The organism is Rhodococcus sp. JS3073 (assembly GCF_026810085.1).
Taxonomy (GTDB): Bacteria; Actinomycetota; Actinomycetes; order Mycobacteriales; family Mycobacteriaceae; genus Rhodococcus_F; species Rhodococcus_F wratislaviensis.
Window position 1 is genome coordinate 8,164,009 of record NZ_CP113951.1, and the last position, 11,469, is coordinate 8,175,477.

Sequence of the window (11,469 nt, forward strand, 5' to 3'; positions counted from 1 at the left end):
TCAGGTGCGCCGGACGGGCATGATCGATCGCACCCGCGCGTCACGCAGGTACAGCCCGCCCCACACGAAGATGCCGACGTAGATCGGGAACAGGGTGGTGCTGATGATCGGCTGCTCGGTGAGCATGTTGGTGGCGACCGCTCCACCGAGGTATCCGGTCAGCAGTACGGCACCGAGGATCGACGTAGCGGGCACGAGGTAGAGGATCAGGCACACCAACAGAACCACCCCGATGACACGGTTGAGATTCTCGGCAAAACCCAGATCGGCCATCGCCTCGCGCACCATTTGGGTGTTCGCGATGTGGATGAGCGAGTCGAACAGGAGGAACAGCACCACGAGGACGCTGACGACAAGTCCGGCGACTCGGGTCTTCTTCGTGGTTCCGTCCGTCGGCGCCGGTGTCGCGTTGGAGGCTCCCGTGGAGGGTGGTGTCGATGTCATGAGACTTTCTCCTTGCTGTTCATGAAGCTGTACACCGCTGGCCTGTGGCACCTGCCCGTCGGCGCACGGCGGACACGGTGGCCGCTCCGCACGCTTCGTGTCGACTCATACCTGTACAGACCAGAGGCGGCGGGAAAACTCACCGCGGCGAAGCATGACGTACGTGAAGTCTCGGAAGCGCGACCGCGCTGACGATGCCGTCTCTGCAGTCCGGGAAGTGGCTGTAGAGCACCGGTGGGCTGTATTCGATCTCGTTGGCGAGACGACGAGTCGTTTCGGCGGCCCGACCGTCGTTTCGGCGATGTCGCGGGCGCAATCGACGATCGTCTTCACCTTCGCGGCCCGCGACCAACTCTACTTGCCGTGACCCCGCGGGGCGAGATGTGGATCGTGCTGTCGAACGGTGGCGACCGGAAGGGGGCGTTCGCGATCCACGGGGCTACGGCACCAGCACTGATCGTGGCCGTTGTCCTGCTGTCCGTCTGACGGAAACGACATGACGAGAATGCGATGACCGACAACTCCACCGAATGGGGTGTATCCGTCCGCACTGAGCAGGATGGCCGGACCACTTCTTCGATGCGCCGCAGTGGTGGCGGGAACGCAACGGTGCCCACTCACCTATCGAGCCCACAAGTGGTCCATGATTTGCGCGACGTGCTGGGCGCTCATCGGGATCGCGTCGAGATTGTCCGCGCCGGGTCGCAATCCCGCGATCATCACTGCCATGATCCGACGCCAACCTGTGTCGGTAACCCCGCGTGTTGTCGCGATGACGCCGCGTACGGACCAGAAGATGAGATCCAGGTCGGCGTCGGTGGCATCCTCGCGGATGCGGCCGTGCTGCTTGGCTCGCGCCAAGAGCTCGAACAGGATCCGTCGATACTCGTCCCTCAGGATCGTGGTCTCGTCGTCGCTCCACATGCGAGACAAACACCCGCGGTTCGAGGCCAGGAGAGTCCCGCTGCCGTAGAGCATCTGCTCCAGGCCCTCACCATCCGGCGCGGAAAGCGCCTCATTGGCCAGGGCCACGAACTCTTCGAGCACCTGTCGAACGAGCTCACTGATCAGCGCATCCTTGGTGGGGAACCGGCGGTAGAGGGTGCCGATGCCGACGCCGGCGACCCGGGCGATCTCGTCGACACCCACATCCAGGCCACGCGCACTGAACACGGTCGCTGCCGCGTCGAGTAACCGCTGCCGATTCTCCGCGGCGTCGCGACGCAGTGCCTTGCCGTCTGCCTGACTGCTCACGTTGGACCTCACTCGGATTCGTCGCCTACCAGCGTGCCTCCCGCGACCATCGCGAGCTCCGGGTGTCGCAACTCGGTCGACTCTTCGAGTTGCGTGATCTTGTCCCGCTTCATTGCCGGGATGAACAGGGCAGCAACGGCGCCGAGGCCGACTGCCACACCCAGCATGATGAATCCGTTCGTGTAGCCGGATTCCTGCGGGACCCCCGAGGAGGACGCCCCGGCGGTGACGATGCTGGCCATGAATGCAGCGCCCAGCGAGCCGCCGATTGTGCGGATGTTGGCGTTCATGCCGCTCGCGACACCGGTCTGTTCCGGTGGCACCGCTGCGACGACAACGTTCGACATCGCTGAGAAGGCCAGGCCGAAACCGATCCCGACCAATGACATGGCGACGTAGATGTCTATTTCGGTCTCATGCAGAAGCGCCACCGCGAAGTAGCCGATCGCACTGACGATCGACCCCGCGATCAACAGGTTTTTCGAACCCAATCGAGCCGCCAGGCGGCCGGAGGCGAGCCCGAGCAGGAACATTCCCACGCTCACGGGCAGCAGCATCAGGCCCGACTCGGTGACCGAAGCACCGAAGCCGTATCCGGCTGACACCGGAGTCTGCAGAAACTGCGGAAGGAAGCCGAATGCGGCGTACATTCCGACCCCCATCAGCAGAGCCAACAGGTTGGCGGCCCACACACTTCGGATTCGCATCATCTTCATGTCGATCAGCGGGTTGGCGGATCGCGATTCTGCGGCCACCCAGGTGACCACGATGACCGCGGCAGCCACTAGTAGCCCAATGACGATCGGAGAATCCCAACCCCATGCGGGCGCCCTGCTCACGCCGAGCAACAACGTAACGAGCCATCCGGACAGCAGCAGGGCGGTGAGCCAGTTGATCCTCCCGGCGGTGCGAACGCGAGACTCGGGGACCAGAATCTGCGCGGCCAGCCCGGCCAGGACGACCATGATCAGCGGAATCCAAAAGAGCCAGTGGTAACTCAGCACGGTCACGATAGGACCAGCAAGGACGATGCCGAGACCGGCGCCGACAGCGGTGAGAGCGGCGATGATGCCGACTGCTCCCACCACCTTCTCCTCGGGGAACTCGTCGCGGATGATGCCGAACGCCAAGGGCAGCACACCGCCACCGATTCCCTGGATCACCCGGGCGGCGATCATCACCGACAGCGACGTCGCGAGGGCTGCGAGCAGAGACCCGACCGCCAGCGCGACGAGTGCAACCACGAACAGGCGCTTCTTGCCGTGCATGTCACCGAGGCGTCCCACGACCGGGGTGAAGATCGACGCCGACAGCAGGTAGGCAGTCAGCACCCACGTGACATCGGCTTGTGTCGTGCCCAGCTCCGACTCGAGGGTGGGCAGCACCGGCATCACCAGTGACTGCAGAAGCGCAAAGGCGCCTACACCCAGAGTGAGAACGGCAAACGTCAGCTGATAGTGCGTCCGCAGCGAAGCGGGTCTCATAAATACTCCCAACAAAGCGGAGCGATCACTCCGCATGCCAGGAATCTATCATTCGAAGCGGAGGCTTGCCTGTATCGAGTGGGTCATGGCCGTCCGGGGTGGGCGGTGTCTGATCATGTGCAGGAAACGCCACCCGACGGGGCCGTCGGACGTGGTCGGCTCGGAACCAGCGGCTCGCACAACACTGTTGCATTGCGCACTGCAACGAAGAGCGTGAAAAACGTCGAGGTGGATGCCGTCGGGGGCGGATACAACAGGAATACGAGATGTGGTTCGCTGACTCGACGGCTTGCGCTGCAACGCATTTGCGAGAGTCATCGAAACCCCGCCGTGGAGTCGTTCATCCATCTTCCTGATCGTGCGAACATCGACCTCGTGAACATTCTGCTTGTCTCAGGGAGCACCAGAGCGACCTCGACCAATGCTGCCGCTCTCGCGTCAATCGCCGAATCGGCTCCGCCGACGGCGACAACGACCATCTACCGCGGATTGTCGACACTTCCTGCGCTCAACCCCGACGACGACCACGATCCGCTTCCCGACGAAGTGTTCGCCCTGAGGCAGCTCATACGGGATGCCGGCATCGTGCTGTTCTGTACACCCGAGTACGCAGGCACACTGCCGGGCAGCTTCAAGAACCTGTTGGACTGGATAGTCGGTGGAACCGAGATGACTGACAAACCGGTGGCGTGGATCAACGTCGCCGCGCCGGGGCGCGGCCACGGTGCGGCGAGCACTCTGGAAACCGTATTGGGTTACGTCGGAGCGCGACTGCTCCGGTCGGCATGCATCGCCGTACCGGTCGGACGGGACGCGGTAGACGGGAACGGCGAGATCCGGAACGAACACGTCGCGCAGTCGTTGGCACAGATCTGGAGTCAGGTGGGATGACACATTCCTCAGCTCATCTTTCACGTCGAGCTCTGCGCTTGCGCTCGCCGATTTCCGGGCAGGGCCAGCAAGGCGTCGACGGTCGCCTGGCATTCCGGGACGGCGCGTTCGGCCACTGATGCGCTGTGCCGGCGAGGATCCGGTCGAACGACGGACTGCCTTCCGCCCCGGTCAGGCGGAATCGGCGACCCAGCGTTGGTCCTGTGCGTTTCGCGGCCGGTCGCCGTGTCCAAGCATGTCGATCGAGACGACGTGGAAACCGTCAGTGAGCACCGAGGAACAGGCTCGGGCCACGTGTGCCGGGTGTCCTTTCAGATCCTCGGCGCCATCGCCGAGTTCGAGCAGCGGCCGCGTTCGGGGTCGATACCCTCGGCTATGTGGCGGCGGGAACCCATTGTGGGTCGCGTCCGGTGAGGCCGAGCAGTTGTTCGAGCAGTGGCGCGGAGTCTGGAACGGTCACCGGCGGCCCGAACAGTCCAGGTGTGCCGTGGGGGTTCTGGTCGGCCGACGACTTCGCGAACCCGTATGCGGCGCCGAGTAGTTCCGGTGTGCAGTGGAAGTTCTGGCCGGTGGCGACGGCGAGGTCCCAGCCGTGCACGACGATCTCGTCCACCGCGACCGCGCCTGCGATGTCGGCCGGTAGGTCGAGTCCACCCGCCTGGGTCATCCCGTGCCATGCCGTCTCCTCACGCCAGGCTCCGGCGAGAGCGGTGAGTCGCTGCGGGAGCCGGGTGCGCCAGTCGGTGCCGAGGCGAGCGACGTCGGCGGAGGGCGGCTGGCTGCCCCCGGCCGGCGGGGTCTTCGTCGCAGCGGCGGTGAACGCGAGTGACAGCCCGTCGATGTGGTCGAGGAGATCACCGACGGTGAGCTCCGGGCACGGTGTCGGTGCGGTGAGTTGCTCGTCGCGCACGGACTCGACGAGAGCGGCCATCACGTCGGTGGCGGGTTGGAGATCGAACATCTTCAGCACTCCTCGCGTCGGTCAGGCAGATCGGTGGAGATCCCACGTTACGACGGGCTGCAGCGATCGAGGTCGGAATCTGGGTCATCGGCGTGGGGGTCGACCTTCGGCCACCGTCCACGGCGTACTACTGGGAGGACTTGGCGATCAGTACTTCCCCTTCGAGTCCGTCGGGGTCGCGGAAGAAGATGCTCTGGACGGCGCCGAAGTCGTTGACGGTTCCGTCGCTGGCAGCCTTGTCGATCAGTCGTTGCCGAATCGTGGCGAATGCTTCGCGTGAGGCGGCCTGCAGGCCGACATGGTCGATGCGTCCCCGTCCCCACATGGGTGTTTGGCGCTCAGGCTCGGTGTTGCCTTCGATCACGAAGATGTTCAACTCGGTGTGCGGGCCGATGCGGATGATGGTCATCGTTTCTTTGCCGTCGTCGCCGTGGGTGCGTGTGGGTCCGACGTCGGCGTCGAACACATCGGCGTAGAACCGGCCCAACCGGGCGGCATCCTTCGAGATCCAGGCAATGTGGTTGACCCCATCGAGCAGCACGATGTTCTCCTGTCCTCCTGTGTGCAATTGGTGAGGCCGCGCAGGACCGTGTGGGCTCGCAAATGGGCAGCTGCACGGCTAATGATTGCGGAGCTCGTCGATGAGTTCCTTCTTGTTCAGTGTCGAATAGCCCTGCAAACCCAGTCCTTTGGCACGTTTCTGGAGCTCGTCAACCGTCCAGTCCTCATACGACGGTGACTTCCCGCCCGACTTTCCGACGTTCTCGCGACCACGACTGGCCGCGGCGTTGGAGATTCGTGCAGCCTTCTCTTTGGAATCGCCCTTCTCGCGGAGTTCTTCGTACATTTCCTGGTCTTTGAGTTGGGGTTGCGAATCTTTGCGTGCCATCTCGTGTCCTCCCATCCAGCACGATCGACGGTGCTGCATCATCGGTGACAGGGCGTCGTCGGCGAGCTTGTGTATTCCTCAGCAGAGTGCACACTTGCTTCGCCTACCCGTGTCAGAGGGAACCCAAACGACGGCGGAGCAATTTCGACCGGCCGAGGAAGGCTGATACGGCCGGGTTGGTTTTTGGGAGGACCGTCATCGTCGTAGATGATTGTGTCGGTGCTGTGGGCGAACCAGGGTTCGAGCGCGAGGGTCAATCAGGGCCGCACCGCGACGGCGTCCCGTGCCTGATTAATTCTTCGAGGTCAATGACCTGAGAAAGAATGCCAGATTGGCGGGGCGCTCGGCGAGACGACGCATGAAATAGCCGTACCACTGCTCACCGTAGGGCAGATAGACCCGCACGTGTTGCTGCTGCGTGACCAGACGCAACTGCTCGGTGTCCCGGATGCCGTGGAGCATCTGGATCTCGAACTCGTCGGTGGTGCGACCCGTGGCCTTCGCCTGCGCCAGTGCGGCGTCGACCATGGCCGGATCGTGGGAGGCGACCATCGGGTAGCCCTGGCCGTTCATCAGGATCCGCAGGCACCGCAGGTACGCGTCGTCGACCGCGGGCTTGCCTTGGTAGGCAACAGATGCCGGTTCCTTGTATGCACCCTTGCACAACCTGATTCGCGATCCGGGTCCGGAGAGGTCCCGGCAGTCCGCTTCGGTGCGCTTGAGGTAGGCCTGCAGCACGGTGCCGAGAGTGGGAAAGTCCTCGCGGAGCTCGCCTACGATCGACAGGGTCGAGTCGGTGGTGGTGTGGTCCTCGGCGTCGACCGTGACCCAGACGCCGGCTTCCTCGGCGGCGGTGCAGATCTTGTGGGCGTTCTCGAGTGCCACGTCGTGACCGTCGCGGGGCAGGAACTGTCCGAGGGCGGACAACTTCAGGGATATCTCGATGTTGCGCGGCCCATTGCCGTTGTCGGTGGCCGGGGCCAGTTGCGCCAGCGAGGACAGCAGCGTCAGGTAATGCGACACGGTTCCGGAAGCCTGCCCGAGATCGGTGGTGTCCTCGCCGAGATAGTCGATGCTGATGTAGCGGCCGGAGTCGAGGATGTCGGTGGTGGCGGCCACCGCTTGATTCTCGGTTTCGCCGGCGACGAACCGGTCGACGAGGCTCTTGGTCATCGGAATGCGACTGACCGTGCGTTCCATGCGAGGGGAGCGGGCGGCGGCGAGCAGGGCGGGCCGGAGCAGATCGGAGGGTGCCATCAGATGTCCTGGTGGGGGTAGTGGTGGTCGGTGGCCGGGACGAATGTTTCCTTGATGGTGCGGGCGGAGGCCCAGCGCAGGAGGTTCTGCGGGGAGCCGGCCTTGTCGTTGGTGCCCGACGCACGGGCTCCTCCGAAGGGTTGCTGTCCGACGACGGCGCCGGTGGGCTTGTCGTTGATGTAGAAGTTGCCGGCCGCGAATCGCAGGTCGTCGGTGGCCTGGGCGATTGCGGTGCGGTCGTCGGCGATGATCGACCCGGTCAGCGCGTAGGCGGACCCCGTGTCGACCAGGTCGAGGACCTTCTCGAACGATCCGGTCGCGGAGTCGTCGTAGACGTGGACGGACAGGATCGGTCCGAAGTATTCGGTGCGGAAGGCCTCGTCGGTGGGGTCGTCACCGAGCAGGACGGTGGGGTCGACGAAGTAGCCGATGCTGTCGTCGACGTGGCCGCCGGCGGCGATGGTGAGGCTGGGGGTGGCCTTGGCGCGGGCGATGGCGTCGGCGTTGCGGTCGAAGGCTCGCTGGTCGATGACGGCGCCACCGAAGTTCGAGAAGTCGGTGACATCGCCGTATTTCAGCGTCGACGCCTTCTCGATGAAGTCGTTGCCCATCTTCGCCCACACGGACTTCGGGACGAACGCGCGGGAGGCCGCGGAGCACTTCTGGCCCTGGTAGTCGAACGCGCCGCGGAGCAGGGCGGTGGTGAGGGTGTCGGGGTTGGCGGAGCTGTGGGCGAGGACGAAGTCCTTTCCGCCGGTTTCGCCGACCAGTCGCGGGTAGCTGTTGTAGTTCGAGATGTTGTTGCCGACCTGGCGCCACAGGTGCTGGAAGGTGGCGGTGGACCCGGTGAAGTGGATTCCGGCCAGGCGCGGGTCGGTGAGAACGATGTCGGAGACGGCGGCGCCGGCGCCGTTGACGAGGTTGATCACGCCGGGTGGCAGGCCGGCGGCCTCGAGCAGCTTCATCGTCCAGTACGCGGCGACGGCCTGGGTCTGCGACGGCTTCCACACCACGGTGTTGCCCATCAGGGCGGGTGCGGTGGGCAGGTTGCCGGCGATGGCGGTGAAGTTGAACGGGGTGATGGCGTAGACGAAGCCCTCGAGGGAGCGGTATTCGAGCTTGTTCCACACGCCGGGGGAGGAGATCGGCTGGTCGGCGAGGATCTGCCGGGCGAACTGGACGTTGAAGCGCCAGAAGTCGATCAGTTCGCACGGGGTGTCGATCTCGGCCTGGTACGCGGTCTTGGACTGGCCGAGCATCGTTGCGGCGGCGAGGGTTTCACGCCACGGTCCGGACAGCAGGTCGGCCGCGCGCAGGAACACCGCGGCGCGGTCCTCGAACGACAGTGCCCGCCAGCCCGGGGCGGCGGCGGTGGCGGCGGTGACGGCGTCCTGGATGTCCTGGGCGCCGGCATTGGTGAAGGTGCCCAGGACCGCGGCGTGCCGGTGCGGTTGCACTACGTCGATCGCGGGGCCGTTGCCGCGCCGGTGCGCACCGCCGATGACGTTGTGGATCTCGGTGGGGTTCGAACCCAGCTCGGCCAGCTTCGCCTGCAGGCGGGCACGCTCGGCGCTGCCCGGTGCGAAGGAGCCCACCGGCTCGTTGATCGGCTGGGGCGTGGTGGTGACGGCGTCCATGGAACCTCCTACGGGGGTGTGGCGGCGAGGGGACCGCCGCTCGAACTAGACGTAGTCAACACCGGGCCAGGGCTCAGATAATGAGCCAGGAGAACAAGAAATAGTTCTGATGGTTGTACTGTTGGCTAAACCTGTTCTCCCCTTTCGGACGGAGCGATGTCGGTGACTCCCGGAAATCGAAACCCAGCCGCGGCAGCCGCGGCGCCCGTTACCTCTGCCGAAACCATCACGCTGCGTGAGCTTCTCCGTGCTCTCGACACCGCAGTCGTCGAACTGATCGACGCTCCCGCGGGCGATGACGTCCTCATCGCATCGGTGGCGCTCGTCGACAGCTCCGACCTGACGGTCGAAACCGAATCGCAATCTCCGATGCAGGATTTGTATCTCCATGTGGGGGTTGCCGACGCCGACGCCGTGCGCTGGTTCGACGACGTCTCCGGTCGTGCGCGCGAGCACCGGCCGCAAGCGGTGATGTCGAAGACGGCGCACGAGTCGCGCGCAGTGCAAGCGGCGGCGCGCCGCGCCGGCGTCGCCCTCGTGGCGGTGCATCCGAAGGCCCGATGGGATCACGTGTTCCCGCTGGTCCAGCGCATGCTCGACCGCTCTCGCCGCGGGCGTGGCGCGCCGGCAGACTCGGATCTGCTCGCCACGGACACCGACCTGTTCGGCCTCGCGCAGATCGTCGCCCAGAATGCCGGAGGGATGGTCTCGATCGAGGACGCCCAGTCGAAGGTGCTCGCATACTCTGCGTCCGACGAAGCGGCAGACGAACTGCGAGCCTTGTCGATCCTCGGCCGCGAGGGCCCGCGCGACTACCTGCGGACACTGCAGAAGTGGGGAGTATTCGACCGGCTCCGTGAAAGCGACGAGGTCATCGACGTGCCCGCGCACGAGGAACTCGCCACCAAGCGACGCCTGGTGGTCAGCATCCGCCAGTCCACCGAGGACACCTCGACCGCACCCCGGCTTCTCGGTTCGATCTGGGTGCAACAGGGCGACGCACCGTTCAACCCCGATGCGGTGGACGTGTTGCGCGGCGCTTCGGCAATCGCAGCCCGGATCATCTCCCGAAGTCTCAACGCCCCCTCCACCGAGGGGCTGCTGGTCCAGCGGTTGTTCGGTGCGCGTGGTGGGGGCGTCGACGTTCCCTCCGTGGCCAGCGCCCTGAACTTGCCGATGAGCGGCGCGGCCGCTGTCGTGGGCTTCGTGCCGACCAGCTCGGAGAAGTCGACGGCCACCGGCGAGTTCGCCGGAATGGGCAGCATGCTCCGCCTGCACGCGAGCTCGTTCAGCCGCCATTCGGTCGCCACCGTGATCGATGATCGCGCCTACGTGCTCCTTCCCCGCTACAAGTCCGCGGCAGGGGTCACCGCGTGGACGCGGCAGCTCGTCGACCAGTTCGAGGCCAAGCGGTCGATCGTGCTGCGGGCCGCCATCGCCGTTCCGGTTCCCGATCTCGCGCAGGTGGCCGCCGCGCGCATCGAGGTCGACAGGGTCCTCGACGGCACTGCCGCGACGTTCCCGGAGGGGAGGGTGACCACCCTCGCCGAATCCCGCACCGCGGTGCTGCTCGGGGAGATCCTCGACCTCGTCGGCGAACACCCGGAACTGCACGATCCGCGCGTCGATGCGCTGTACGAGTACGACCGCAAGCATGGTTCCAACCTGTGCGAGAGCGCCGAGACCTACCTCGCCGAGCACGGGGACGTTCGTAATGCCGCCACCGTACTGAGCGTGCATCCCAACACGCTGCGGTACCGGATCCGCCGAGTGGAAGAGATCATCGGGATCGGTCTGCAGGACGCCGCCGACCGGCTGCTGTTCGAACTGCAACTTGCCGTGCACCGGCGCGCGACACCGGAGAAGCCGCCGCAGGGTTGATGCGTTGGTCAGGAGATGACGGCGGACCAGATCTCGTCGACGGAGAGGCCGGAGTCGTCGCTGAGAACAGCTTGGGCGACAAGGAGTTTCCCGGTGTTGACCAGATGAACGCGCATGGCGGCTTCGGCTCCGTCGGGGTCCCCGGTGATGATGGCATCGATGATGGGCGCATGCTCGTCGTCGATGTCGGTGAGTGTTCTGGTCTTGTCGGCGGTGTTGGCCCCGAGTAGCCGGGTGGTCTCGCGAAGGGTCTTGACGATCGCGCGGGCTCGGGCGTTGTCGGCGGCGTCGAGAATCAGGTCGTGAAGCCCGAGATCATGATGGGCGAACTCGTGTTCGTCGCCGCCGGCGGCGGCGTCCTGCATCAGGCGTCGTTGCCGCTGCAGTGCATCCGAGAGCGCGGGGTCGGCGACGGCTGCGGCCTTGCGGACCGCGGGTAGTTCCAGGGCCAACCGGACTGCGAAGATCTCCGCGATCTCCTTCGGCTGGGGGAGGAGAATGCGGAAGCCCTGGCGTGCTTCGAACTTGATGACTCCCACTTCTTCCAGGCGCAGTAAAGCGTCCCGCACCGGGGTTCGGGAGATGCCCAGACCCTCGGCGAGTTGGTACACCGAGTACTTCACTCCCGGTTTCATGCGGCCGTCGTCGATGGCCGCCCGCACCGCCGCGATCGCCTGCTCCATCCGTCGTCCCGCGAACGGGGTGAGCGGTTCGAGTTCGAGCGCTTCGTCTGCCACCCGACCACTGTAACAACACGGGGCTGTTCGTAGC

13 protein-coding genes are annotated in these 11,469 nt (G+C 65.3%); 4 read left to right on the forward strand and 9 right to left on the reverse strand.

The genetic code is table 11. From position 1 onward, the window contains the following. Window positions 1-444, reverse strand: a complete 444-nt coding sequence (locus tag OYT95_RS37220) for a DoxX family protein (RefSeq protein WP_037239065.1) — start codon at window positions 442-444, stop codon at window positions 1-3. 154 nt (window positions 445-598) lie between these two features. Between OYT95_RS37220 and OYT95_RS37225 the strand changes: the two genes are divergently transcribed. Both OYT95_RS37225 and OYT95_RS37230 read left to right on the forward strand, forming a co-directional pair. Then, window positions 599-811, forward strand: coding sequence for a hypothetical protein (locus tag OYT95_RS37225; protein WP_268790459.1), 213 nt, complete (start codon window positions 599-601; stop codon window positions 809-811). Then, entirely contained in the window at window positions 808-930 is a 123-nt protein-coding gene (locus tag OYT95_RS37230) for a hypothetical protein (RefSeq protein ID WP_268790460.1), read from the forward strand. Before OYT95_RS37225 ends, OYT95_RS37230 begins: the two co-directional genes overlap by 4 nt. 135 nt (window positions 931-1,065) lie before the next feature. Here OYT95_RS37230 and OYT95_RS37235 read toward each other — a convergent pair whose 3' ends face one another. Continuing rightward, window positions 1,066-1,698, reverse strand: a complete 633-nt coding sequence (locus OYT95_RS37235; protein ID WP_442972536.1) for a TetR/AcrR family transcriptional regulator — start codon at window positions 1,696-1,698, stop codon at window positions 1,066-1,068. A gap of 8 nt (window positions 1,699-1,706) precedes the next feature. After that, window positions 1,707-3,182, reverse strand: a complete 1,476-nt coding sequence (locus OYT95_RS37240; protein ID WP_128638460.1) for an MFS transporter — start codon at window positions 3,180-3,182, stop codon at window positions 1,707-1,709. Window positions 3,183-3,557: 375 nt separating this feature from the next. Here OYT95_RS37240 and OYT95_RS37245 point away from each other — a divergent pair, with 375 nt between their 5' ends. Next, complete coding sequence (locus OYT95_RS37245; protein WP_268790462.1) at window positions 3,558-4,073, forward strand: NADPH-dependent FMN reductase; 516 nt, start codon at window positions 3,558-3,560, stop codon at window positions 4,071-4,073. A 373-nt stretch (window positions 4,074-4,446) separates the two neighbouring features. On the opposite strand, the gene OYT95_RS37250 is transcribed toward OYT95_RS37245, so the two are convergent. From OYT95_RS37250 to pruA, 5 genes are all read right to left on the reverse strand, one after another. Beyond that, the gene (locus OYT95_RS37250) at window positions 4,447-5,034 is read right to left on the reverse strand and encodes a TIGR03086 family metal-binding protein (RefSeq protein WP_037239144.1); all 588 of its coding nucleotides are present in this window, start codon (window positions 5,032-5,034) and stop codon (window positions 4,447-4,449) included. 127 nt (window positions 5,035-5,161) lie between these two features. Further along, window positions 5,162-5,575, reverse strand: coding sequence for a VOC family protein (locus tag OYT95_RS37255; RefSeq protein ID WP_112298844.1), 414 nt, complete (start codon window positions 5,573-5,575; stop codon window positions 5,162-5,164). 78 nt (window positions 5,576-5,653) lie between these two features. Continuing rightward, the gene (locus tag OYT95_RS37260) at window positions 5,654-5,923 is read right to left on the reverse strand and encodes a DUF7218 family protein (RefSeq protein WP_268790463.1); all 270 of its coding nucleotides are present in this window, start codon (window positions 5,921-5,923) and stop codon (window positions 5,654-5,656) included. A 291-nt stretch (window positions 5,924-6,214) separates the two neighbouring features. Then, window positions 6,215-7,180 (reverse strand): proline dehydrogenase family protein, encoded by a 966-nt coding sequence (locus tag OYT95_RS37265; protein ID WP_268790464.1) that lies wholly within the window; start codon window positions 7,178-7,180, stop codon window positions 6,215-6,217. Beyond that, the gene (pruA, locus tag OYT95_RS37270) at window positions 7,180-8,817 is read right to left on the reverse strand and encodes an L-glutamate gamma-semialdehyde dehydrogenase (protein WP_268790465.1); all 1,638 of its coding nucleotides are present in this window, start codon (window positions 8,815-8,817) and stop codon (window positions 7,180-7,182) included. The genes OYT95_RS37265 and pruA overlap by 1 nt, the downstream gene beginning before the upstream one ends. Window positions 8,818-8,973: 156 nt before the next feature. Here pruA and OYT95_RS37275 point away from each other — a divergent pair, with 156 nt between their 5' ends. Continuing rightward, complete coding sequence (locus OYT95_RS37275) at window positions 8,974-10,698, forward strand: PucR family transcriptional regulator (RefSeq protein ID WP_268790466.1); 1,725 nt, start codon at window positions 8,974-8,976, stop codon at window positions 10,696-10,698. 8 nt (window positions 10,699-10,706) lie between these two features. Here OYT95_RS37275 and OYT95_RS37280 read toward each other — a convergent pair whose 3' ends face one another. Further along, entirely contained in the window at window positions 10,707-11,435 is a 729-nt protein-coding gene (locus OYT95_RS37280; RefSeq protein ID WP_268790467.1) for a GntR family transcriptional regulator, read from the reverse strand. Between the last annotated feature and the right edge of the window lie 34 nt (window positions 11,436-11,469).